This window comes from Saccharopolyspora indica, assembly GCF_027853965.1.
GTDB classification, from domain to species: Bacteria; Actinomycetota; Actinomycetes; order Mycobacteriales; family Pseudonocardiaceae; genus Saccharopolyspora; species Saccharopolyspora indica.
On sequence record NZ_JAQGLB010000014.1, the window covers coordinates 66,729 to 90,636 of the forward strand.

Consider the following 23,908-nt stretch of genomic DNA (forward strand, 5'->3'; position numbering starts at 1 on the left):
GGAAGTCCTGATCCGTCAGGCGATCAGGTCGTCGAACTCGCCGTCCTTGGCTCCGTGCAGGAAGGCGGCGATCTCGTCCCGGCTGTAGACCAGTGCTGGTCCCTCCGGGTAGCGGGAATTCCGGACCGCCACCCCACCATCGACCAGTGGTGCCAGTTCGACGCAGTTGCCCACTGCTCCGCTGTGACGGCTCTTGCGCCACGCCGCGTTGGGCAGCTGCTTCGCGGGCATCCCGTTCTGGATGTTCGGCATCCGAACCCCCCGATTTCCCCGACTAACGCTGCACGATCATCTGCACGTGCAGTTGATCGTGCAGTCAAGTTAGCAGGTGCAGATGCACGATTGAATGCACGTGCACGTCAGTGAGACGTTGATCACTGTGGTCTAGACCGCGTTACCGATCGTGTGCTTGGTCGTTTGCGCGCGCGAGCATGCCCCATGACCTGCGCTTTTTCCGCGCACGACGAAGAGGGGTGCGGAGTCGGCTGTTCCAGGCGGGTGAACGGCGTGTCTAGAAGTGGCCAGCGCGGGCCGGTGGCTCAGGCCTGGGCGAGGGCGGCTTTGAGCGTCTTGCGGGTCTGCTCCGGGGTCTGCGCGTCGACCGCGAGCCGGTGGCTGACCTTGCTGTAGACCTCGACCTCGTCCGGTTTGTCCAGGTACAGCGCACCGCAGAGGTGCTCCAGGTAGACGATGTCCGGCAGCTCCGGTTCGGCGAAGCGCAGGATGGTGAACGCGCCCTCCGCGCCCGACCGGCCCAGCTCGAACGGCAGGATCTGCAGCGTCACCGAGGCCAGGCTGGTCGCTTCGAGCAGGAACTCGATCTGCTCGCGCAGCACCTCGCGGCCGCCGATCGGGCGGTGCAGCACCGATTCGTCGAGCACCGCCCACACCCGCGGCGCCTTGGGCTGGCTGAACAGCTTCTGCCGCTGCATCCGCAACCGGACCCGGCGGTCCAGCTCGTCCTCGGTGAACTCCGGACGGCCCTGGGTGGCCACCGCGCGGGCGTAGCCCTCGGTCTGCAGCAGGCCCGGCACGAACTGGATCTCGTAGGTCTGGATCCGGGAGGCCGATTCCTCCAGCCCGACGTAGTCCTGGAACCAGCCCGGCATCAGGTCGTTGTAGCGGTGCCACCAGCCCGGCTCGTTGGAGCGGCGCACCAGGTCCAAAAAGGACTCGCGCTCGGCGTCGTCGGAGATGCCGTAGAGCGTCAGCAGGTCGACGACGTCGCGTTCCTTGAAGCCGACCCGGCCGAGCTCCAGCCTGGAGATCTTCGAGCCCGAACCGCGGATCGCGTACCCGGCGTCCTCGCGGGAGATCCCGCTGGCCTCTCGCAACCGGCGCAGCTGGCTGCCGAGCACGAGGCGGCGCGCAGTGGGACCGCTGCTCGTGGCGCTGTCCGGGGCCACGCGAGACCTCCTGGGGAATGGACACTACGACGACTAGTCGCGATCCGGCTTGAGAACGTTACGGGACGGCATAGTAGTGGAATCGGGCCGCAGGTCGAGCGGCTTGCCCGGATTGGACCAGCCTACCCGGCCGTAACCAGGCGAAATCGATCAAATACCCTGAGTGCGTCGAGGCGCTGTCGATCGGGGGAGCTCATGACGCGGACCGGTGAGGCGATTTCCGGCGGAATCAACCCCGAGCGACCGAGCATCGCCCGGGTCTACGACGCCGTGCTGGGTGGCAAGGACAACTACGCGTCCGATCGAGCGGTGGCGGGCGAACTGCTCTCGGTCGCGCCGGGACTCGGCGAGCTCGCCCGCGACAACCGGGCCTTCCTGGTGCGCGCCACCCGGTACCTGGCCGGGACGGTCGGGATCGACCAGTTCCTGGACTGCGGCGGCGGGCTGCCCATGGACGACAACCTCCACCAGGTGGCGCAGCGCGCGAACCCGGACGCCACCGTGGTCTACGTCGACAACGATCCGATGGTGGTGGCGCACGGCAGGGCGCTGCTCACGGAGAACGAGGACGTCCGGTTCGTGGCCGGTGATCTGGCGGATCCGGCCGGACTGCTCGCCGATCCGGTCGTCGCCCGCGGGCTCGACTGGTCGCGCCCGATCGCGCTGCTCCAGCTCTGCACCCTGCACCACCTGCCGGACGAAGCCGGGGTGGCGGAGCTGATGGCGCGCTACTTCGACGCGCTGCCCGCGGGTTCCTACCTGGTGCTGAGCCACTTGTTCCGGCCCGGCGCGGAAGATCCGGAGGCCGCGGAGCTGGCCGAGCGGCTGGAACCGGTCTTCCTGCGCAGCGCGCTGGGCTCCGGCCGGTTCCGCACCCGCGAGGAGATCGCCGCCTGCTTCGCGGGCGCGGAACTCGTCGACCCCGGCTTGGTGACGCTGTCCGACTGGTGGCCCGACGGCCCGCGCGCGCAGCGGCCGACGCCGGTGCGGCGGCTCCTCCTCGGCGGCATCGCCCGGAAGCCGTGACCGCCGGGCGTTCCGCCTAGTGCTCGAAGATCTCGACGGTGGTCGGGCCTGCGTGCCAGGTGGCGATCAGCGTGGAGGCGTCCTCGGAGGCGGTGAACTCCACCCGCAGCCAGCCGTCCGGGTGCTCCCAGGTCTGCACCGTGTAGCCGCGGCGCGGCGTGGCCGAGATCAGCTCCGCTTCCTCCGGGCGCACCGCGAGGACGGCCGTGCCGCCGTCCAGCTCGAAGGTTCGCACGTCGTCGACGTCTTCGGCCTCCGGCACCGGTTCGGCATCCGGAGTGTCCACTGTGGTCGACGGTGCGGTGCCGGGTGGCGGGAGCGGGAGGCTGGGCGGCGTGACGACGGGGCGGGCCGACTTCGGCACCGGCTGGTCGAACACCGCGTCCTGGATGATGTCGCGCACGCCGAGCCAGGTCACCGTGACGGCGGCGGTGGTCGCCACCAGCCACACGCCGACGTAGGTGAAAGCTCGATGCATTCGCACGGGAGCGCAATCTTCCACGTCCGCACCGACTTCGCGCAACCACCCGGCCGAACCGGCGACGTGGCGAGGTTCACCGGAGCACGAACCGGTCCCACCGCCCGGTTATGGTGCCCGCCATGGCTGTGGTGCTGGTTGTCGAGGACGATCCGGTGGTGCGCGCTGCCCTGATCCGCGACCTGACCGCGCGCGACTGGGTGGTCCGCAGCGTCGGAACCGCGCTCGACTCGCTGCGGGAGGTCGCCGAGCACCCGCCGGACGTCATCATCCTCGACCTCGGGCTCCCGGACCTCGACGGCGGCGAGACCCTCAAGATGATCCGCGGCGTCTCCGACGTGCCGACCATCGTCGCGACCGCCCGCGACGACGAGACCGAGATCGTCCGCCTGCTGCGCGCCGGTGCAGACGACTACCTCGTCAAGCCGTTCTCCAGCGAGCACCTCAACGCCCGCATCGAAGCGGTCCTGCGCCGCGCTCGCGGTGCGCAGCCGACCCAGCTGATCACCGTGGGCAGGTTGCGCATCGACGTCGAGAGCCGGGTGGCGGTGCTCGACGAAGACGAGCTGGAGCTGACCCGCCGCGAGTTCGACCTGCTCAGCTACCTGGCTTCGCGGCCGGGGCGGGTGGTGCCGCGCCGCGAGCTGCTGTCCCAGGTGTGGCGGCAGTCCTACGGCGACGACCAGACCATCGACGTCCACCTGTCCTGGCTGCGGCGCAAGCTGGGGGAGAGCGCCGCCGAACCCCGCTACCTGCACACCGTGCGCGGCGTCGGGGTCAAGCTCGTGGAACCGGAATGAGGCGCACCGTCGTGCTGGTCGCGCTGGCGGTGACCTCGATGGTCGCGCTGGCGTTCCTCATCCCGCTCGGCCTGATGATCCGCGAGATGGCCCGGGACGAGGCGATGTCCGACGCCGACCGGCAGGCCGTCGCGCTCGCGCCGGTGCTGGCCACCACGGACGATCGCGGACTGGTCGGCAAGGCGGTGGCCAGCACCCAGGCCGGTCAGCTGCGGCGGATCGCGGTGCACCTGCCGGGCGTCGAGGTGGTCGGCACCACCCGGGTGAGCGCGGCCGAACTGGCGGAGGGCCGATCGCGCGCCGCGACCGTCGAGGTGCCGGGCGGGACGGCGTTCGTGCAGCCGATCGCGCTGGGCGGCGGGCGCACCGCGGTCGTCGAGGTCTTCGTGCCGGAGGACGAGCAGGTCCGCGGCGTGGCGCGGTCCTGGCTGGTGCTGGGCGCCGTCGGGTTGTTGCTGGTCATCGGTTCCCTGCTGGTCGCCGACCGGTTGGCGGCGCAGACGGTGCGCGCGACGATCCGGCTGGCCGACGCCTCGTCGGCGCTGGGCGCGGGAGACCTCGGCGTCCGGGTGGATCCCAGCGGCCCGCCGGAGCTGGTGGCGGCGGGCCGGGCGTTCAACACCATGGCCGACCGGGTGCGCCAGCTGCTGGCCGCCGAGCGGGAGATGGCGGCGGACCTCTCGCACCGGCTGCGCACCCCGCTGACCGCGCTGCGGCTCAACGCCGAAGCGCTCGGCGACGACCAGGCCGCGGAGCAGACCAGGATCGCCATCGACCGGCTGGAGCGCGAGGTGGACCTGGTGATCACCAGCGCCCGCCGGGCGGGACCGGGCGAGGACGCCGATTGCGACGTGGCGGCGCTGCTGCGCGAGCGGCTCGAGTTCTGGTCGGCGCTGGCCGAGGACCAGCAGCGGCCGTGGAACCTGCGCGGCGCGGACGGATCGGTCAGCGTCCCGGTGCCCGCCGCGGAACTGGCGGCGTCGGTGGACGCGGTGGTGGGCAACGTCTTCCGGCACACCCCGGAGCGCACCGAGTTCGTGGTGTCGTTGCAGTGCAACGACGGTGTGGTCGGCGTGATCGTGGAGGACGCGGGACCGGGCGTGGCGGAGCTCTCCGAAGCCGTGGAACGCGGCCGCAGCAGCGCCGGATCGACCGGCCTGGGCCTGGACATCGCCCGCCGCGTCGCGGAGTCCACCGGTGGCAGGCTCGCGGTGGACCGCTCCAGCCTCGGCGGTGCCCGGGTGTGCATGTGGCTCTGGCAGCGCCCGGCGGCACCGAGGGCCAACCGCCGCCGGGACCGGCGTCGCACCCGCTCGATCCGGGTCCCCCGGTAGTTGTCCGAAAGCGGACAGGTTCGGACCAGGACGTTGCTCCTGCGCTCCGGGGAGATCCAGAATCGGCGGTGGCCGCTGACACCGTTGTCAACCCCGGGTGGTGGGCATTGGGCACCGAGCACTCACGTCGACGGGTACTCCAGGCGCTCGGCGCCGGCGGACTCGCACTCGCCGCCACCGCACTGGTGCTGCCGCCGTCCTCGGCGCAGCCCCGAGGCGCCCCGGACGACGTGGCGGCGACGTACTGGGAGGTGCTGCTGCGGCACACCCGCTGGGTCGAGCGGCAATTCGACCCGACCGCGCGGATCTACCCGGCCCGGGACTTCACCTTCGCCGTGGTCCTCGGCAACGCCGTCCTGCTGACCGGGGAGGGCTACGACGCGACGCTCGCGGGCGTCGAGCGGGAGGTGCTGCACCGGCACACCGTCGACACGATCCGGCACTTCGCCGCCTCGAACGCGATCGCAGGCGGGACCGAGTGGGGCCGCCGGTTGTTCTTCGACACCACGTTCCAGTCCTACTTCCAGCTCGCGGGGCGCCTGCTGTGGAACGACCTGGACGGGGCCACCCGGGCGAACCTGGACCGGATCGCGATCGGCCAAGCGGTCTACACGGCGGGGCTGGGCCTGGGCGACGACCCGCTGTCGGGCGACTGGACGCCGAACGGATCGGCCGGCGGGTACGCCGGGGACACCAAGCTGGAGGAAATGGGCGTCTACGCCCAGGCGCTGAGCCCGGGAATCGCCTGGGCGCCGGGTGATCCGCGAGCGGCGGCGTGGCGCGAGTGGTTCGGCACGTGGAGCCGCAACGAGACGGGGCTCCCCGCCGCGGACCTGGCCAACCCGCGCCCGGTGGACGGCGCGCCGATCTCGGCGAACACCGCGGAGAACCTGCACGGCACGTTCCTGGTCGAGAACCACGGTTCGTTCGGCCCGCACTACCAGGAGGAGCTGTGGCGCACCTCCGGCCGCAACGCGATGCACTTCCTGCTGGCGGGGCAACCGCTGCCGGAAGTGCTCACCGCGCAGCCCAACGGCGAGCGGCTGTGGCACACCATGCTGCTGATGGCCAGCGACGCGGGAGAACCGCTGATGCCGATGGTGGCGGACCGCGAACACCTCTACGGCCGCGACGTCCTGCCCCTCGCCTTCCGCGCCCAAGTGCTCGGGGACCGGTTCGCCGCCCGGGCCGAGGCGCAGCTCGCCGAGCGGCTGTTGCCCTACCAGGCGTACCCGCCCGCCGAACGCGTCACGAAGTTCTCCGGTGAGCCGAAGTACGAGCCGGAGGCGCGCGCGGAGATCGCGATCGGCTACCTGCTGCACGAGTGGCGCGCGGATCACGGCGGCCCGGTCCGGCCGGTGAGCCAGGCCGAGTTCAACGCGCACGCGGTGGGCGTGCGCGATTTCGGCGCGGAGCCCGGGTTGCTGGCGCACCGGACGTCGTCGGCCTGGGCGGCATCGGTGAGCAAGCCGGGCTACGTCAAGTTCGCCTGGCAACCGCACCACGACGACTGGCTGTTCACCGTGAGCGGTGCGACGCCGATGCTCTTGCCGTCGACGGAGTTCGCGGCGCGGAACCGGAGCGCTGCGACCTGGACGAAGGTGCGCGACGGCTTCGACGCGACCGCGGCGGTGCTGGAATTCGACGGCGGCTACGCCGGTTTCGCTTCGCTGCCCTCGGGTGCCGCGGTGTACGCGACGACCGGTCTGGCCGCGGGCGAGGGCGTCGTATCGGTCCGCAACCTCGACATGCCCGGCGTGCCGGGGCTCAACGGGGAACGCACCTACCGCACCGCCGAAGGCGCGGTGACCGTCCCGGCCGCACCCGGCGGCGAGCGGACCGACGACGTCGTCTTCCCCGCTGTCACGGCACGCCACGTCCGGATGCTCGGCGTGCAGCCGGATCCGGCGTACGGCTATTCGGTGTGGTCCTTCGAAGTTCGCGACAGCACCGGTGGGACCGACCTCGCCCGCGCAGGTACCGCGTCGGCGGCGCCGGGCAGGGAGGCGCAGCGCGCGATCGACGGCGACGCGTCCACGCGCTGGGCGGTCGCCACGGCCGACCGCCCGCGCGCCGACAGCTGGCTCGCCGTCGACCTCGGTGCGGCGCAGCGCTTCGACCGCGTCGCGATCGCGTGGGAAGCGGCGGCCGGGCGGCGCTACCGCATCGAGACCTCGCAGGACGGGATCACCTGGACCGCCGTCGCAACCCACCCGCGACCGGCGGTCAGCACCGGCGGGGGCTGGCTCGACGTCGACGGGCGCGCCGGGTTCGTCGTGACCGGCTCGCCGAACCCGATCACCGTCACCGGCGACCAGATCCTGCTCTCCGACGGCAGGGCGGCGCCGCTGCTGGTCGAGTGCCACCCGGACCCGCGCGCGCTGGCCGCCGCGGCGACGGCCCCGCGTCCGGCCTCCGATGTCCCGGCGGTGCGCGCTTCCGCGGTCGACGGGCACCTCGTGCTGCTCAACCTGTCCGGCTCGGCGGTGCGCGGGACCGTCGCACTGCCCGGAACCGGGGGCGTCATCCCGTTGCACCGCGGCGTCCAGGTGATCACCGAGAGCGGCAGCGAACTCGCGATCTCGCTGGCCGGAGCGGAAGGGCGAGTCGAACCGGCTTGGTTCACCGCGGGCCCGGACCTGCCCGTCGGCCTGCGAGCGACCGTCACCGACGCCGCGACGCTCCAGCTCACCGCACCTGCCGGGCCGCCGCTGCGCCTCCGGGTGCAGCCCGCCGGGGAGCCCCCGCGCCACGTGGTGGTGCCCGGCGGCCGCACGACGACGATCAACGCGCGCCACACCCCGCCCTACCCGCTGGACGATCTCGCGCTCGGCGCGACGACGTTCCCGACCGAACCGCTGCCCGCGGGGATGTCCGCGCCGAGCGCGGCGGTCGACGGGGACGAGAGGACTTCCTGGTACCCGGGCTCCGACGGCCGGATGGTCGTCGACCTCGGCACCGTGCACCGGATCGGCGAGGTCGAACTGACGTGGGCCGACGGCCGGAGACCCACCGTCACGGTCGAAACGAGCACCGACGGGCGCACCTACGCACCGGCCCCGCCGACCTCGGGCACCGTGCTGCGCTCGGCCGTCGCCGCGCGCTACGTGGCGGTCCGCGCCCGCGGCGGCCGCGCCGGTCTCACCAGGCTGGGGATCCGCCGGGCAACCGCTCGATCAGGTGAGGGGTGAAGGGCACCTTTTAGCAAGTAACTTGCTGAAAGGTGCCCTTCACCACGATAAAGATCATCCGGGTGGGTGGTGGCCGCGTGAGTGGGTCGTCGGGGGTGGTGGTTACCCTCGCGGGCGTGCTGACTGTGTCGAGCGTGAACGTCAACGGCCTGCGCGCGGCCGCCAAGAAGGGTTTCGTGGAGTGGCTGGGCGCCACCGGTGCCGATGTCATCTGCATGCAGGAGACGCGAGCGGAGCCCGACCAGCTCACCGCCGCCGTCCGGGAGCCCGAGGGCTGGCACGCGCTGCTCGTGCCGAGCTCCGCGAAGGGCCGTGCCGGGGTGGCGATCTACAGCCGGACCGAGCCCGAGGCGGTGCGCACCGGCTTCGGCTCGGCGGAGTTCGACGAGAGCGGCCGGTACGCCGAGATCGACCTGCCGGGGCTGGTGATCGGCAGCCTGTACCTGCCCAGCGGCGAGGTCGGCACCGAGCGCCAGGACGAGAAGGAACGCTTCATGAAGGAGTTCCGCCAGTACCTGGACGGACTCCGCGAGCGCGCCGCCGCCGACGGTCGCGAGGTGCTGGTGTGCGGTGACTGGAACATCGCGCACCAGGAGGTCGACCTGAAGAACTGGAAGGCCAACCGGAAGGAAGCGGGCTTCCTCCCGGAGGAGCGGGCCTGGCTGACCGGCCTGTACGAGAGCGGCTACACCGACGTGGTCCGCCACCTCCACCCGGAGGGCCCCGGCCCGTACTCCTGGTGGTCCTACCGCGGCAAGGCCTTCGACAACGACTCGGGCTGGCGGATCGACCTCCACGTGGCCACCGACGGCCTGCTGGAGAGCGCGACCGAGGCGGTGGTGGAACGCGCCGAGACCTACGACCAGCGCTGGTCCGACCACGCCCCGGTCACCGTGACCTACCAGCTCTGACCGGGATTCGTCGCTCAACAGCGGGTCAGGTGCTGAGTTCCGCTGTTGAGCGGCGCTGGTTCAGGACCGGGTGGGGGTGTTCTGGCGGGCTGCGACCCACCAGCGGCCCTGCTCCTTAACCAGGACGTAGAGGGCGATCATCGCGGGGTCGACGTCGACGAGCTCGCCGTCGGCCGTGGCCGCCCGGGCGTGCTTGTGCGCGATGGCGACGTCCGGGCGCAGGAAGGTGATGTCGCTGACCTCGTACTTCGCGTACTCATCGCGCAGGAAACCGGCCAGGCCCTTTCGGTTGGACTCCAGCAGGGCGTCCCAGCCGGAGATCTGCACGCCGACGGCGTTGACGACCGTGGCGTTCCGGGTGAATTGCGCGGTCAGGAGATCGGGATCGTTGGTGTTGAAGGCGGTCTCGGTATCGGCGATCACCTGCTCGATCGCGGCCACGTCCTGTTCGTGATCGGTGGTGGTGTCCTCGATGACGGGGTTCGGAATCTCGTCGCTCATGGCACTGAGCTTGCGACTTCGAGCTATGTAGAAGTCTTTGTGATGTGTGCCAGGCCACTCCGGGTGTTCGCCGATCAGCGCTTGGCGTAGGTCAGGTGGACGACTCCGCCGGGGAGGGGTTCGGCGCTGGTCAGGTCGAACTGCTCGGGGCGGAATTCCCCGTCGAACAGCGGGATTCCGGCGCCGGCGACGACCGGGTTGAGCTTGATGATCAGCTCGTCGATCTCCGGGCGCAGGGCTGCCGCCAGCTTCGCGCCGCCGACCAGCCAGATCTTCTTGCCCGGCTCGGCTTTCAGCTCGCGGATCTTCGCGATGGGATCCGTCGCGACGAGCTGAACGCCGGGGTCCGGGCTTTCGGTCAGGGTTCGCGAGAACACGTAGTGCCTGAGGTGCGCGTAGGCGTTGGTCATGCCCGCGTTCAGGCCGTTCTCGTAGGACTTCCGCCCTTCGACGACGGTGTCGAAGTGCTTCGGTTCGACGTCGGCGATGCCGAGCGGTTCGCGCAGGTGGGTGGGCACGATCTCCGGCAGTTCGGCGAGCAGTCGCGGCAGGTATTCGGGTTTGGGCTCCATGAGGCCGGTGGTGCTCGGGTCCGAGCGGTCGGGTGCGGCGATGAAGCCGTCGATCGTCGTGGCGACGCAGTAGGTGAGCTTTCGCAAGGTGTCCTCCGGGTTCAGCGCTTGGTGTAGGTCAGGTAGACGACGCCGTTGTCGAAGACCTGGGTGTTGGCCAGGTCGAACTGCTCGGGGCTGAATTCGCCGTCGAACAGCGGGATTCCGGCTCCGGCGACGACCGGGTGCAGCTTGATGACCAGCTCGTCGATCTCCGGGCGCAGGGCTGCCGCGAGCTTTCCGCCGCCGCAGAGCCAGATCCCCATGCCCTCTTCCCGCTTGAGCGCGCGCACCTTCTCCAGCGGATCGGTGGCGACGAATTCCACCGTGGGGTCGGTGCTTTCGTCGACGGTGCGGGTGAACACGATGTTGCGCAGGTGCTGGTAGGCGTTCGTCATGCCGTCGCCCACACCCATCTCCCAGGTGTTGCGCCCCTGCAGGACGGTGTCGAAGTGCTTGTTCGGCACGCCTTCGAGCCCGAGCAGCGGGCGGAAGTGCGTCGGCATGATCTCCGGGTACTCCTCGCGGGTCGGCTGGGCGTGGGCGCCCTCGATCAGGAAGAAGTCCGGGTTGTCACCGGCCGGTCCGGTGATGAAGCCGTCGATGGTCGAGGCGATCAGGTAGGTGAGCTTTCGCATGGGTCCTCCGGTTAACCACTGTTCCTGTAGTGCTTCAAATGTAGTACTCTGACCGTAGTGGTTGTCAAGCGGCAATTCAGGAGGAGTCATGGTGCAGAACACGGAGCGGCGGATCGCCCTGGTGGACGCGGCGATCGAAGTGCTGGCGCGGGATGGCGCGCGCGGGCTGACCTTCCGCGCGGTGGACGCCGAGGCGGGCGTGCCGAAGGGCACCGCGTCCAACTACTTCGCCAACCGGGACGACCTGCTCAACCAGGTCGGCGCGCACATCCACCGGAAGCTGGCCCTGGACCCGGCGGATCCGGCCGCGACGCAGCTGCCGCCGTCACCGGAGCTGCTCACCGAGCTGATGCGCGCGCTCTACCGCATCATCTCCGAGGACCGCACCGGCTGGCTGGCGCTGCTGGAGCTCCGCCTGGAGGCCACCCGGCGGCCGGAACTCCAAGCAGCGCTGACGAAAACCCTGCGCGACAACCTGCGCCTCAACGTCGAAGGCCACCACGGGTCGGGCATGCCCGGCGACGAGATGACCACCGTGCTGCTCTACTACGCGATGTCCGGCCTGATCCTGGAGCACCTGACGGTCCCGGAGGTCCTGTCGTCCTACGACGAGGACGCCCTGATCGAAACCTTCGTCCAGCGCTCCATCGGGACCTGACCCGGTGGTTCCCGGGTCAGCGGGCGATGAGGTCGTTGAGCGCGGTGCCCGGGTCGGCGAGGGCTGCCGGGTCGACCGTGGTTCCCGAGGTGATCAGGGTTCTGAGCTGGTCCTGGACGTCCCAGACGTTCACGTTCATCCCGGCCAGGACCCGGCCGCCGTCCAGCCAGAAGGCGATGAACTCGCGGCCGGGCACGTCACCGCGGAAGACCACCTGCTCGTAGCCGCCCGGCTCGACGTAGCCGAGGTACTCCATGCCGATCCCGCCCGCATCGGGGCTGTACTGGTCGGTGAAGAAGTAGGGGAGCTCCGAGTACTCGGCGTCGCGGCCCAGCATCGCGGCCGCCGCGGTCGCCGGCTGGTTCAGCGCGTTCGCCCAGTGCTCGACGCGGATCTGCTTGCCCAGCAGCGGGTTGTAGGCGTTGGCCACGTCGCCGGCGGCCACGATGTTCGGGTCCGGGGTGCGCAGCGAGGCGTCGACCAGGATTCCGTTCTGCACCCGGAGCCCGGCCTGCTGGGCCAGCTCGACGTCCGGGTCCACGCCCACCGCGACCAGCACCGCGTCGGCCGGGAGCTCGGAACCACCGGTCAGCCGGACGCCGGTCGCGCGGCCACCGCTGGTGCGGATCTCGTCGACCGCGGTGCCGAACCGGAACTCCACGCCGTGCGCCCGGTGCAGGTCGGCGAACACCTGCGCTACCTCGGGACCGAGCACGCGCAGCAGCGGCAGCTCGGCCGTCTCGACGATGGTCACGGCCACCTCGGCGGTGCGGGCGGCGGCCGCGACCTCCAGGCCGATCCAGCCCGCGCCGACCACCACGAGCCGTTCGATTCCGGCCAGGGTCCGCTTGATCCGGTCGGAGTCCTCGACCCGCCGCAGGTGCAGCACGCCCTCGGCCTCGATGCCGGGCACCGGCAGCGACCGCGGGTGCGCACCAGTGGTGATCAGCAGTTTCTCGAAGTCGATGCGGGCGCCGTCGGCGAGCTCGACCTGCCGCAGCGACCGGTCGATCCGCCGCACCGACGCCCGGAGCTGGAGGTCCACCCGGTTCTCGGCGTACCAGCCCTCGTCGTGCACGTAGGCCGCGTCGAACCCGGCGTTGCCCAGCAGGTACTCCTTGGACAGCGGCGGCCGCTCGTAGGGCCGGTGCGGTTCGTCGCCGAGCAGCGCGATCCGCCCGTCGAACCCCAGCGCCCGCAACGCCTCGGCGCCCTTGGCCCCGGCCATCCCGGCGCCCACGATCACGAACCGCTCCGAATCCCCCACGACGACCTCGCTCCCCACCGGTTCTCCGCTCCGGTCGAGCGTCCGTCCCCGGCTTCCCCCGGGCAACCTGGCGAGAACAGGTGAAGGGCACCTTTCACCAACTGAGTCGGCGAAAGGTGCCCTTCGTTCCTACCTGTTCCGGTGACTCGTCCGCGTGGGAGCGCCCGTCGAGGCTCCGCCCCACCGTTGCGGGTGGGAGGTTTCGAGGTGAAGGGCACCTTTCGCCAAGTACCTTGGTGAAAGGTGCCCCTCGGTCGTCACCTGTTCGAGGTCAGCGGACCGCGTCGAGGGCGTCGATCAGGCCGGCGCCGTAGAAGCCCGCTCCGCTCTTGCCGCCGGTGCAGACCGCGTCCGGCTTGCCGTCGCCGTCCGGGTCGTAGTTCTCCGGGCACTCCAGGGCGTCCGCCTGGTTGGCCAGCGCACCGATCACCTGCTGGCCGTTCCACTCCGGGTGGGCGCTGCGCAGCAGCGCGACCACGCCGGCCGCGTGCGGCCCGGCCATCGAGGTGCCCTGCATCCAGCCCCAGCCGCCGCCGGGCACCGTGGACAGCACCCGGCCGTTCTTCGACGGGGTGTCCGGGATCTGGTTCTTGTCACCGCCGGGGGCGGTCACCGTGATGGAGCCCATGCCGTAGCTGGAGTAGTACGACTTCACCGCGTCGACGCCCACCGCGGACACCGAGACCACGCCCGGCAGCTCGCCCGGCAGGACGTGGCAGTCGTGCCCGGTCTGGCGGTCCTGCGTCGGGCCGCCGTTGTTCGGGCTGTTGGTGTCGCGGATCGGCTTGGACAGGTCCCAGTTGCTGTTGCCCGCCGACGTCACGGTCACGACGTCCTTGCTGTTGGCGTAGTCGACGGCGCGGCGCACCGCCTCCGCCGCGGCCCGCTGGTCCGGGTCGCTGTCGCACCACAGGTACCACGGGTCGACGAAGTAGGAGTTGTTGGTGACGTCGATGCCCTGCTCAGCGGCCCAGACGAAGCCGCAGATCGCGTACTCGGGGTAGATGAACCCGTCGGCGTCGACCACCCGCACGGCGGCCAGGTTGACCCCCGGGGCGACACCGGTGACGCCGACCCCGTTGCGCGCCGCGGCGATCGTGCCCGCCACGTGCGTGCCGTGGGCCGAGGTGTCGTCCTCCGGCTGCCAGGCCTCCGGCCGGGTGTCCGGGATGCCCTGGTTGACGCAGCCCACCGACTTGGACACGTCCAGGTTCGGGGCGAGGTCGGGGTGCGTCGGGTCGATGCCGGAGTCCAGCACGCCGACGGTGACGTCCTTGCTGCCCTGGGAGATCTGGTGGGCTTCGTCGGCCTTGATCTGCCGCATGTCCCACTGCTCGGGCTCCAGCGGCTCCTGGTCGGCCTGCGCGGCGAACGCGGCGGCGTTGACGGTGCCCTCCAGCGCCTCGAGCCGCGTCGACTGCGCCGGCGGGAGCTGCTCGGCGAGGTTGCGGGTGTTGCCCGCCTGCTCGACCGCGGGCTGGCTGCGCACCTGGTCGGCGAAGCCGGGATCGGTGGAGGTCGCCACGACGACCCCGATCTGCGGCCAGCTCTGCAGCACGGTGCCGCCGACGGCGCGGACCGAGTCCTCGGTCTGCTTCAGGCCGTCCCCGGTCGGTCCGAGCACGACGAAGTGCGCGGGCGCGGCGGTGCTCGCCGGGGCCGGCTCGGCGGTGCCGATGACACCAGCAGGTACCAGCAGCGCCAATGTGAGGGCCGATCCGGCGATGCGCGCGGTTCTCCCCCTCATTCCTTTGCGTGACACGTGTCCCTCCTATGGAGACAGAGTGTGATCCACCCAGTGGTATTCGTCGGATTCTGCGCCTGATCTGGGGAAGGTTGGTAGGGCGAAACGGAGTAATTCACTAGCCGAGAGTGAGCTGTGCACCACGTCGTTGGCGGCTGTGCGGCGCGGCGCATCCGACTTAGAGTCGGCAGGTGTCGGTCGTAGATCTGCAACTCGCCCAGCCGGAACCCACCCCGAGCGCATCGGCCATGCGCCGAGCGCTCCGCCGGGCCACCGACGGTGTTTCGCTGGACGCCGCCGAAGCCGCCGTGCTGCTGCACGCTCGCGGCGATGACCTGGAGAAGCTGCTGGCCGCGGCGGGTCGCGCGCGGGACGCGCACCTGGTCGCCGAAGGCCGGCCGGGGATCGTCACGCACGCCCGCAACGTGTTCATCCCGCTGACCCGGTTGTGCCGGGATCGCTGCCACTACTGCACCTTCGCCACCGTGCCGCACCGCGTCGAATCGACGTTCCTGGAGCGCGAGGAGGTGGTGGAGATCGCCCGGCAGGGCGCCGCGGCGGGCTGCACGGAAGCGCTGTTCACGCTGGGCGATCGGCCGGAGGAGCGCTGGTCGGCGGCCGCGGAGTGGCTGGAGGCGCGCGGCTACTCCTCCACTGTGGACTACGTGCGGTCCTGCGCGATCGCGGTGCTGGAGGAGACCGGGCTGCTGCCGCACCTGAACCCCGGAGTGCTGTCCTGGTCGGAGCTGACCAGGCTGAAACCGGTCGCGGCGAGCATGGGCATGATGCTGGAGACCACCGCCGAGCGGTTGTGGCGGGACAAGGGCGGACCGCACTTCGGCAGCCCGGACAAGGAACCCGCGGTCCGGCTGCGCGCGCTGGCGGACGCCGGGCGCGTCGCGGTGCCGTTCACCAGCGGGATCCTCATCGGCATCGGCGAGAACCGCACCGAGCGGGCCGAGTCGCTGCTCGCGCTGCGCGGCATCGCCCGCCAGTACGGGCACCTGCAGGAAGTCATCGTGCAGAACTTCCGGGCCAAGCCCGACACGGCGATGCGCGACGTGCCCGACGCCGACCTGCACGACCTGGCCGCCACCGTCGCGGTCGCGCGGCTGCTGATGCCCTCCGGCGTCAGCGTGCAGGCGCCGCCGAACCTGGTCGGCGACCAGCAGCTGCTGATGCTGCGGGCGGGCATCGACGACTGGGGCGGGGTGTCCCCGGTGACGCCGGACCACGTCAGCCCCGAGCACCCCTGGCCCCAGCTGGAGGACTTGGCCGCGACCACCGCGGAGGCCGGCTTCGAGCTGCGCGAACGCCTCACCGCCTACCCGCGCTACGTGCGCGCGGGGCTCGCGGGCGACAGCACGCAGTGGCTGGACCTGCGGGTGGCCGGGCACGTCGCGGCATTGGCCGCCACCGACGGCCTGAGGCGGCCGGACGCCGAGATCGTCGGTCGCGAGTGGCAGGAGCCGGACGGCGGGTTCGACTCCATCGGCCGCACCGACCTGCACCGCAGCATCGACACCACGGGCCGCACCGAGGACCGCCGCGGCGACTTCGACACCGTCTACGGCGACTGGGACGAGCTGCGCGCCCAGGTGCCCGCGAACGCCGCCCCGGAGCGGCTCGACGCCGACGTGCGCGCCGGGCTCCGGCTGGCCTCCTCCGACCCGGCCGCACTGCTCGACCGAGCGCACCACGACGCGGCAATGGCCTTGCTGACCTGCGACGGAGCGGCGCTGGACGAGCTCGGCCGGATCGCCGACGAGCTGCGCCGGGAGGTCGTCGGCGACGACATCACCTACGTGGTCAACCGCAACATCAACTTCTCCAACATCTGCTACGTCGGCTGCCGGTTCTGCGCCTTCGCGCAGCGCGAGCGCGACGCGGACGCCTACCGGCTCTCGCCGGAGGAGGTCGCCGACCGCGCCGACGAGGCGTGGCGGTCCGGGGCCACCGAGATCTGCATGCAGGGCGGCATCGACCCGCGGCTGCCGGTGTCCGGTTACGCCGACCTGGTGCGCGCGATCAAGCAGCGGGTGCCGGAGATGCACGTGCACGCCTTCAGCCCGATGGAGATCGTCAGCGCCGCGGCCAAGGCCGGGGTGAGCATCGCGGACTGGCTGACCGAGCTGAAGGAGGCCGGGCTGGGCAGCATTCCGGGCACCGCGGCGGAGATCCTCGACGACGAGGTGCGCTGGGTGCTGACCAAGGGCAAGCTGCCCGCCGCCGAGTGGGTCGAGGTCATCAGCACCGCGCACCGGCTGGGCATCCCGTCCTCGTCGACGATGATGTACGGCCACGTCGACGCGCCCGAGCACTGGCTGGGCCACTTCCGGACGCTCGCCGGGGTGCAGGACACCGCGGCCGAGCACGGCAACGCGGGGCTCACCGAGTTCGTGCCGCTGCCCTTCGTGCACCGCAACGCGCCGATCTACCTCGCCGGGCTCGCTCGGCCGGGTCCCACGAACAGGGACAACCGCGCGGTGCACGCGATGGCGCGCGTGCTGCTGCACGGCCGCATCGACAACGTCCAGTGCTCCTGGGTCAAGCTCGGCGACACCGGGACGACCGAGGTGCTGCACGGCGGCGCCAACGACGTCGGCGGCACCTTGATGGAGGAGACCATCAGCCGGATGGCGGGCTCCGAGCACGGCTCGGAGCGCAGCGTCGAGGAGCTGCACGAGCTGGCCGCCAGGGCGGGCCGCCCGGCCCGCCAGCGGACCACGACCTACGGCCGCCCGGGCCGCGTGCAGCTGGGCGTCAGCCCGGCGTGAACACCGCGCGACTTCCGTTGAAATCTCCCGTGCGATTTCAACGGAAGTTGCGTGTACCCGGCACCGAACCCGAAAGTGTGTGTCGTAAGTCACACCCTTCACCGGATCGGGTTGCCGACCGAGTGGCTGATCCAGCCGCTGGCCTGCGTAGTTCTACCTAGATCGGACCCGAATTCGCGTGCCTTCCGGCGGAAAATATGATCAATCCGTCGTGGTCGGGACACGCAAAGCGACCACGCGCGTAACGGTCGACCGGTACGGTCCGCCACCAGACTCGGACGAATGCTGACCCGATCGGGTCAACTGTCGTTAGGGAGACGCGCTCGTGCGTAGCCGAATATCTCGCGTGGTCACGCGAGTCTCCGCGCTCGGAGCCGCTGTCGCAGCGGCGTCGCTGGCGACCGCGACGGCGGCCACCGCCGAACCGCTGGCGCTGGCCGTGCGCGGACCGCTGGACTCGCTGGCCACCCCGGTCGGCCTCACCGCCGTCGGACTCGGCGTGGTCGGCATGGTCGCGGGCGCCTTCCGCAAGAAGAAGGTCCAGCCCGAGAACCAGCGCAAGACCTCCTGACCCGGAGGTCGCTCCCACCGGTGCGGCGGGACTTGCGAGAATCAGCTGCGTGAGCAGCGACACCGCACCTCAGAACAGCCAGTCCGCGGCTCGGCCGCGCGTGTTGTCCGGCATCCAGCCGACCGCCGACTCGTTCCACCTCGGCAACTACCTGGGCGCCCTGCGGGAGTGGGTCGCCATGCAGGACGAGCACGACGCCTTCTACTGCGTCGTCGACCTGCACGCCATCACCGTCGAGCAGGACCCGGCGCAGCTGCGCCAGCGCACCCGGCTGTCCGCCGCCCAGCTGCTCGCCCTCGGCATCGACCCGGACCGCTCCACGCTGTTCGTGCAGAGCCACGTCCCGGAGCACGCCCAGCTCAGCTGGGTGATGGAGTGCCAGACCGGCTTCGGCGAGGCCGGCCGGATGACCCAGTTCAAGGACAAGTCCGCGCGGCAGGAGGCCGAGCACGTCAGCGTCGGCCTGTTCACCTACCCGGTCCTGCAGGCCGCGGACATCCTGCTCTACCAGGCCGACGCGGTCCCGGTCGGCGAGGACCAGCGCCAGCACCTGGAACTCACCCGCAACCTGGCGCAGCGGTTCAACTCCCGCTACGGCGCCACCTTCACGGTCCCGGCCGCGCACATCCCCAAGGGCACCGCGAAGATCTACGACCTGCAGGACCCGACCGCCAAGATGAGCAAGTCGGTCCCGGCGGGCGTGGTCGAGCTGATGGAGACGCCGAAGCGCTCGGCGAAGAAGATCCGCTCCGCGGTCACCGACCTGGAGCGCGAGATCCGCTACGACGTGGAGAACAAGCCCGGCATCAGCAACCTGCTGGTGATCTACTCGGCGCTGACCGACCGCGGCATCCCGGAGCTGGAGGCCGCCTACGAGGGCAAGGGCTACGGCGACCTGAAGAAGGACCTCGGCGAGGTCGTGGTCGAGTTCGTGACGCCGTTCCAGGAGAAGGTCCACGGCTACCTCGACGACCCGGCGGAGCTGGACAAGGTGCTGCACCGCGGCGCCGAGCGGGCCCGCGAGGTGGCGAGCGAGACGCTGCGGACCGTGTTCGATCGGGTGGGCTTCCTGCCGCCGATGGGCTGAGCTGATCATCCGCGGGTAGCCTGCAGCCGTTCGGGGGAAGCCGTTGCGGCTGGAGGTGCACCGTGGCCGGGCAGCAGGACGAAAAACCGGGGCGGATGGCGCTGCTGCGCCGCAAGCACCCCTGGCTGGACCGGCTGATCCGCGCGTTCGAGCGGTACCAGAAGCAGTACGGCGACTACTACGCCGCGGCGATCACCTACTTCAGCGTGCTCGCGCTGGTCCCGCTGCTGATGATCGCCTTCGCGGTCGCCGGTTTCGTGCTGGCCGGAAATCCCGAGCTGCTCGGGCGGTTGCAGGACTCGATCACCTCGGCGGTGCCCAGCCCGGCGATGAGCCAGATGCTGACCGGCGTCGTCGACCAGGCGATCCGGCAGGCGGGCGCGGTCGGGGTGATCGGTCTGCTCACCGCGCTGTACTCCGGCCTGGGCTGGATGACGAACCTGCGCGAGGCGCTGACCGCGCAGTGGACCCAGGTGCCGGACCAGCAGCCGATGCTGCGCCGGATGGTCTCCGACCTGCTGTCCCTGATCGGCCTCGGCGCGGCGATGGCGCTCTCGTTCGGGATCAGCGCGCTCGGCGGCGTCGGGCTGGCGCTGTTCGAGCTGGTCGGCATCGAGCACACCGCGGCGGCGGTGTACTCGCTGCGGGCCCTGACCACGGTGCTGTCGCTGACGGCGAGCTGGCTGGTGTTCCTGTGGGTGCTGGCGAGGCTGCCGCGCAAGCCGGTCACGCTGCGCACGGCGGTGTGGGGCGCGCTGTTCGCCGCGATCGGGTTCGAGCTCCTCAAGCAGGTCGCGGTGATCTACCTGAACAGCGTGACCAGCTCCCCGGCCGGAGCGGCGTTCGGCCCGATCCTCGGTCTGCTGGTCTTCGCGAACCTGACCTCGCGGTTCATCCTGTTCGTCACGGCCTGGACGGCGTCGGCCCCGGAGAACATGGAGCTGACGCCGCCGCCCGCACCGGGCCCGGCGATCATCCGCCCGGTGGTCCAGGTCCGCGAAGGGGTCGGCGCCCGAGCCACGGCAAGCCTGCTCGGCCTGGGAGCGATCGCCGGCTGGGCACTCCGCCGACGCCGCTGACGGTTCAAAGCCCGTGAGTGGTTTGTGGGGCTATAGCGCCACAAACCACTCACGACAGTCAGTCGAGCAGCCCGGCCTGCCGGTACACCGACTCCAGGTACGCCGCAGCCCCGGCGACGTCGAGCGGTTCGGGCTGCACCAGCCGGAAGAGCACGGCGCCGACCATCATGTCGATCAGCACGTCCAGGTCGGCGTCGGCCGCGATCGCGCCCTCGGCCTGCGCGCGCTCCAGCAGCACCCGGGTGTTCCGCCGCCGGGGCACGACGTAGTTGTCCCAGTAGGTCGCCATCAGCTCCGGGTGGCTGACGCTCGCCCCGAAGATGCGGGCGATCATCGCGCGCAGCCGCGGTTCGGCGATCGCTTCGGCGAGACCCGGCAGCAGCTCCCGGACCAGCGTCGCCACCGGCACGTCGGCGAAATCGGCCGGGGCTTCGGGGATCCCGTCCCGGGCGGACTCGATCGCGGCGGCCAGCACCGCTTCCTTGGAGTCCCACCGCCGGTACACGGTCAGCTTGCCGACACCGGCGCGCTTGGCGATCTGCTCGATGCTGGCGCCCTCGACGCCGCCGTCGATGAACACCTCCAGCGCGGCCTGGAGGATCGCCTCGTCCGCCTCGGGACTGCGCGGCCGACCTCTCCGCCTCTCCGGGATTTTCAGTGGTGGTTGCGTTTCGGGGTCTTTCTCGCGTTCCGGGGTTTCTTGTGGCTGGGTTGCGTCACGTTCCCCTGAGGTGCGGTCGGGCGGGACTCGGCTCATGTCGTCCTCAGCAGGGTTGTTTCGAGCCAGCGGGTGAGTTCTGCCGGGTCCGTTCCGCGCCAGGCGAGGTGGGCGTCCGGGCGGACCAGCCAGATCTCGTCGCGCCGGGCTTGCGGTACGAGGTGCACGACGGCATCTCCGAGCGGGGTTTCGGGCTGCTGGCCGGAAAGCACCGCCCAGCGGCCGCGGAGCTCGGTGTGCAACCGCGTCGGACGGCCGTCCGCGTCCTGGCACACCAGGTCCGGCACCCGGTCGCCGGGCCGGGGCCGCGGGCCGCGGCGGGTGCCGAGCGGGCCGCTGCGGTAGTTCACCCACAGCTGCGAGGCCAGCCAGGTTCCGCGCCGCTGGACCGCGCCGAGGTTGGCCACCCGGGTGAACAGGTTGCGCACGGTTCGGCCGACGATCCCGTTGGCCAGCATGATCTTGGTGTTCGCGGTGGTGCCGCGCAGGACGTCCTCCGCGAGCGGCCGCCGCTCGGCCTGGTAGGTGTCCAGCAGCGCGGTCCCGGCCTGGCCCCGCACGACCAGCGCGAGCTTCCACGCCAGGTTCTCGGCGTCCCCGATGCCGGTGTTCATGCCCTGCCCGCCGAACGGGCTGTGGATGTGCGCGGCGTCCCCGGCGAGCAGGACCCGCCCGGCGCGGTAGCTGTCGGCGAGCCTGCGGTGGATGCGGAACGCCGAGGTCCAGGTGGCCTCGCGCAGCCGCGCGTCGGTGCGGCCGGTGCGCTCCGGGAGCAGGCGCCGCAGCTGCGCCAGGACGTCGTCCTCCGCGTGCTCGACGTCGGCCATCACCCGCCACCGGTCGTCGGTCTCGCTGCGCATCGGCATCGCGAGGAACAGCCCGTCCCCGGCGAACCAGCCGGAGGAGCCGAGCCGGTCCAGCTCCCAGTCGGCGTCGACGTCGGCGAGCAGCCACTGGTCCACCAGCTGCGCGCCGGGGAAGCCGATGCCGGTGAGCCCGCGGACCGCGCTGTGCGCGCCGTCGCAGCCCACCGCGTAGTCCGCGCGCGCGGTCTCGCCGGAGATCGTGGCGGTCACGCCGTCGGCGTCCTGCACCAGGTCGGTGAGCTCGCGATCCCACTCCACCGCGCCGCCGAGCTCGGTCAACCGGCGGCGCAGCACGGCCTCGACCTCGGCCTGCGACACCAGCAGCGCGGAGAGCTGATCGCCCTCGATCTCGCCGAAGCTGACGGTGGCCAGCGGTTTGTCCGCGGCGTGCAGGGTGATCCGGACGGCGTGCTGCGCGCGATCCGGCAGGTCGCCGAGCGCGCCCAGCCGGTTCAGCACCTCGACACCGCGCGCGTGCAGGATGTTCGCCCGCGACGTCGTCGCCGGACCGGCGGCCCGGTCGATGACGCGAACCGGCACGCCGTGCGCGCGCAAGCCGCAGGCCAGCGCCAAGCCGGTAGGTCCGGCTCCCACCACGAGAACGCTCATCGCCGCCCCCATTAGTTAACGATACGGGTCCGTTAACTAATTGAACCACGACCGGTGGCCGGCCGGTAGTGCGCTCGGATCAGGGGTGGTCGTCGCCGCCGCTGCGCCGCCGGCGGGCGAGAGCGGCCCGGCGCCGCTGCACCGCGATCGCGGCGAGCACGGCGACAGCCGCAGCTGCCAGCAGCGCGAGCGGCCCGCCGACCGTGCCGAACATGGGGTCGTCCGACTGCGCCTGCACCGGCTGTTCCGCCGGCCGGGCATCCGCGGGCGGTGCCGGGGAAGTGGTGACCAGCTCGCCGACCGGGGGACCGTTCAGCTCGAAGCCGTAGTCGAGCAGCCGCATGGTCTGCGCGGACAACCGCACCGGCTGGTTCTCGCCGCGCATCAGCACCGCCACCAGCCGCCGCCCGCCGTGGTCGGCCGCGCCGATGTAGGTGTGCCGGGCGTCGTCGGTGAACCCGGTCTTGCCGCCCAGCCCGCCCGGATAGGCCCGCAGCACCTGGTTGTCGCTCCAGACCTCCAGCGGGGGACCGCCCGGCGCGCCCGGCAGGAAGGCCTGGTGCGTGCTCACGATCTCGGCGAACACCGGGTTCTGCATCGCCACCCGGAAGACGACCGCCAGGTCGTAGGCGGAGGTGCTCATCCCCGGACCGTCCAAACCGGACGGCGTCGCGGCGCGGGTGTCCAGCGCGCCGAGCGATTCGGCGAGCGCGTTCATCTTCTCGACGGTGGCCTCGACCCCGCCCAGCTTCATCGCCAGCGCGTGCGCGGCGTCGTTGCCGGAGCGCAGGATCAGGCCGGTCAGCACGTCCCGGACGGTGTAGGTGGCGCCGGGAGCGAGCCCGACCCGGCTGCCCTCCTGATTGGCGTCCTCCTGGGTGGCCACGAGCGTGTCGTCGAGCTGGAGCTCGCGGAGCGCCACGAGCGCGGTCAGCACCTTGATGGTGGACGCCGGGCGGTGCCGGGCGTGCGGCTCGTGCGCGGCCAGCACCGCACCGCTGTCCAGATCGGCGACCAGCCAGCTGGCCGCGGTGATCTCGGTCGGCAGCGCGGGCGCGTAGAGCGGGAAGGCCGGTCCGCACCCGCCCAGCTGTTCGCCGCCGACAGGCGTTTCCGGCACCGGCACGGGCTCCGGGACCGGCTGACCGGGCAGCGGCACCTCGGAGGTGTCCACCGGCGGCGGAGGCGCGGCGATGTAGCAGTCCTCCGCGTGCGCGGTGCCGCTCAGGAGCGGGAGCGCCACGCCGAGAGCGCAGAGGGCGACCTTGGTGCGGATTACCGGACCGCGGGCACTTCGAGGCACACGCAGCAGGCTAGCCAATCCCCTGAACCCGCGTGTCGGCAACATCCACCCGGACAGGTGGGTGAGGCGGCTTACAGCGGATACTGGCCCCGTGACGATTTCGCGACGTGTTGCGCTGTTCCTGCTGGCCTTCGGCGTGTGGTCCTACCTGCTGTGGCCGAACTTCGCGCGCAACATCTGGAACAGCGACCGCTCCTGGGCCGACGGCTCCCCGACGAGCTACCTGATCGTGCACCTGGTGATCGCGGTGGTCTCCCTGGTCCTGGGCACCATCATCGGCATCATCGGCTGGCGCGCCTTCCGCGCCACCCGCAAGACAGCGGACTGACACCG

The 23,908-nt window shown here is 71.3% G+C and carries 22 protein-coding genes; 11 read left to right on the forward strand and 11 right to left on the reverse strand.

The genetic code is table 11. The features are described 5' to 3' along the window. Positions 1–15: 15 nt before the first annotated feature. Positions 16–252, reverse strand: coding sequence for a DUF397 domain-containing protein (locus tag OU416_RS26850; protein WP_093157303.1), 237 nt, complete (start codon positions 250–252; stop codon positions 16–18). A gap of 287 nt (positions 253–539) precedes the next feature. Then, positions 540–1,406, reverse strand: a complete 867-nt coding sequence (locus tag OU416_RS26855; protein WP_270929802.1) for a helix-turn-helix domain-containing protein — start codon at positions 1,404–1,406, stop codon at positions 540–542. A gap of 195 nt (positions 1,407–1,601) precedes the next feature. Between OU416_RS26855 and OU416_RS26860 the strand changes: the two genes are divergently transcribed. After that, a complete protein-coding gene (locus OU416_RS26860; RefSeq protein ID WP_270929803.1) occupies positions 1,602–2,432 on the forward strand; it encodes an SAM-dependent methyltransferase in 831 nt (276 codons plus the stop codon). 16 nt (positions 2,433–2,448) lie between these two features. Here the strand turns inward: OU416_RS26860 and OU416_RS26865 are convergent, their stop codons facing one another. After that, positions 2,449–2,910: a hypothetical protein gene (locus tag OU416_RS26865; RefSeq protein ID WP_270929804.1), complete on the reverse strand. Its 462-nt coding sequence runs from the start codon at positions 2,908–2,910 to the stop codon at positions 2,449–2,451. Between the two features lie 122 nt (positions 2,911–3,032). Here OU416_RS26865 and OU416_RS26870 point away from each other — a divergent pair, with 122 nt between their 5' ends. The 4 genes from OU416_RS26870 (at position 3,033) to OU416_RS26885 (ending at position 9,146) form a co-directional block, all read left to right on the forward strand. Then, complete coding sequence (locus OU416_RS26870) at positions 3,033–3,710, forward strand: response regulator transcription factor (RefSeq protein WP_270929805.1); 678 nt, start codon at positions 3,033–3,035, stop codon at positions 3,708–3,710. After that, positions 3,707–5,044, forward strand: coding sequence for a sensor histidine kinase (locus OU416_RS26875; protein ID WP_270929806.1), 1,338 nt, complete (start codon positions 3,707–3,709; stop codon positions 5,042–5,044). The genes OU416_RS26870 and OU416_RS26875 overlap by 4 nt, the downstream gene beginning before the upstream one ends. Positions 5,045–5,151: 107 nt before the next feature. Next, positions 5,152–8,235, forward strand: a complete 3,084-nt coding sequence (locus OU416_RS26880) for a discoidin domain-containing protein (protein WP_270929807.1) — start codon at positions 5,152–5,154, stop codon at positions 8,233–8,235. A 116-nt stretch (positions 8,236–8,351) separates the two neighbouring features. Beyond that, positions 8,352–9,146, forward strand: a complete 795-nt coding sequence (locus tag OU416_RS26885) for an exodeoxyribonuclease III (RefSeq protein WP_270929808.1) — start codon at positions 8,352–8,354, stop codon at positions 9,144–9,146. A 60-nt stretch (positions 9,147–9,206) separates the two neighbouring features. Here OU416_RS26885 and OU416_RS26890 read toward each other — a convergent pair whose 3' ends face one another. From OU416_RS26890 to OU416_RS26900, 3 genes are all read right to left on the reverse strand, one after another. Then, positions 9,207–9,647 carry an SgcJ/EcaC family oxidoreductase gene (locus OU416_RS26890; RefSeq protein WP_270929809.1) on the reverse strand — a complete coding sequence of 147 codons (441 nt, stop codon included), beginning with the start codon at positions 9,645–9,647 and terminating at the stop codon, positions 9,207–9,209. Positions 9,648–9,721: 74 nt separating this feature from the next. After that, positions 9,722–10,306: a dihydrofolate reductase family protein gene (locus tag OU416_RS26895; protein ID WP_270929810.1), complete on the reverse strand. Its 585-nt coding sequence runs from the start codon at positions 10,304–10,306 to the stop codon at positions 9,722–9,724. A 14-nt stretch (positions 10,307–10,320) separates the two neighbouring features. Continuing rightward, positions 10,321–10,896, reverse strand: coding sequence for a dihydrofolate reductase family protein (locus OU416_RS26900; RefSeq protein ID WP_270929811.1), 576 nt, complete (start codon positions 10,894–10,896; stop codon positions 10,321–10,323). Positions 10,897–10,984: 88 nt separating this feature from the next. Between OU416_RS26900 and OU416_RS26905 the strand changes: the two genes are divergently transcribed. After that, complete coding sequence (locus tag OU416_RS26905; protein ID WP_270929812.1) at positions 10,985–11,554, forward strand: TetR/AcrR family transcriptional regulator; 570 nt, start codon at positions 10,985–10,987, stop codon at positions 11,552–11,554. A 16-nt stretch (positions 11,555–11,570) separates the two neighbouring features. Here the strand turns inward: OU416_RS26905 and OU416_RS26910 are convergent, their stop codons facing one another. Further along, on the reverse strand, positions 11,571–12,839 hold the full coding sequence (locus OU416_RS26910) for an NAD(P)/FAD-dependent oxidoreductase (RefSeq protein WP_270929813.1): 1,269 nt from the start codon (positions 12,837–12,839) through the stop codon (positions 11,571–11,573). A 253-nt stretch (positions 12,840–13,092) separates the two neighbouring features. After that, on the reverse strand, positions 13,093–14,583 hold the full coding sequence (locus OU416_RS26915; protein ID WP_270929814.1) for a S8 family peptidase: 1,491 nt from the start codon (positions 14,581–14,583) through the stop codon (positions 13,093–13,095). 173 nt (positions 14,584–14,756) lie between these two features. Between OU416_RS26915 and OU416_RS26920 the strand changes: the two genes are divergently transcribed. The 4 genes from OU416_RS26920 to yhjD all read left to right on the forward strand — a co-directional run bounded on the left by OU416_RS26920 (position 14,757) and on the right by yhjD (position 20,079). After that, positions 14,757–17,342 carry a bifunctional FO biosynthesis protein CofGH gene (locus OU416_RS26920; protein WP_372907262.1) on the forward strand — a complete coding sequence of 862 codons (2,586 nt, stop codon included), beginning with the start codon at positions 14,757–14,759 and terminating at the stop codon, positions 17,340–17,342. 346 nt (positions 17,343–17,688) lie between these two features. Beyond that, entirely contained in the window at positions 17,689–17,913 is a 225-nt protein-coding gene (locus OU416_RS26925; protein ID WP_270929815.1) for a hypothetical protein, read from the forward strand. Between the two features lie 49 nt (positions 17,914–17,962). Further along, a complete protein-coding gene (trpS, locus tag OU416_RS26930) occupies positions 17,963–19,000 on the forward strand; it encodes a tryptophan--tRNA ligase (protein WP_270929816.1) in 1,038 nt (345 codons plus the stop codon). Positions 19,001–19,062: 62 nt separating this feature from the next. Continuing rightward, the gene (gene yhjD / locus OU416_RS26935) at positions 19,063–20,079 is read left to right on the forward strand and encodes an inner membrane protein YhjD (protein WP_270929817.1); all 1,017 of its coding nucleotides are present in this window, start codon (positions 19,063–19,065) and stop codon (positions 20,077–20,079) included. A gap of 58 nt (positions 20,080–20,137) precedes the next feature. Here the strand turns inward: yhjD and OU416_RS26940 are convergent, their stop codons facing one another. The 3 genes from OU416_RS26940 to OU416_RS26950 all read right to left on the reverse strand — a co-directional run bounded on the left by OU416_RS26940 (position 20,138) and on the right by OU416_RS26950 (position 23,515). After that, complete coding sequence (locus tag OU416_RS26940) at positions 20,138–20,737, reverse strand: TetR/AcrR family transcriptional regulator (RefSeq protein ID WP_333779662.1); 600 nt, start codon at positions 20,735–20,737, stop codon at positions 20,138–20,140. 95 nt (positions 20,738–20,832) lie between these two features. Beyond that, positions 20,833–22,272: an FAD-dependent monooxygenase gene (locus OU416_RS26945; RefSeq protein WP_270929818.1), complete on the reverse strand. Its 1,440-nt coding sequence runs from the start codon at positions 22,270–22,272 to the stop codon at positions 20,833–20,835. A gap of 79 nt (positions 22,273–22,351) precedes the next feature. Next, positions 22,352–23,515: a D-alanyl-D-alanine carboxypeptidase family protein gene (locus tag OU416_RS26950; protein ID WP_270929819.1), complete on the reverse strand. Its 1,164-nt coding sequence runs from the start codon at positions 23,513–23,515 to the stop codon at positions 22,352–22,354. A gap of 151 nt (positions 23,516–23,666) precedes the next feature. Here OU416_RS26950 and OU416_RS26955 point away from each other — a divergent pair, with 151 nt between their 5' ends. Then, the gene (locus tag OU416_RS26955) at positions 23,667–23,903 is read left to right on the forward strand and encodes an SCO4848 family membrane protein (protein WP_270929820.1); all 237 of its coding nucleotides are present in this window, start codon (positions 23,667–23,669) and stop codon (positions 23,901–23,903) included. Positions 23,904–23,908 lie beyond the last annotated feature (5 nt).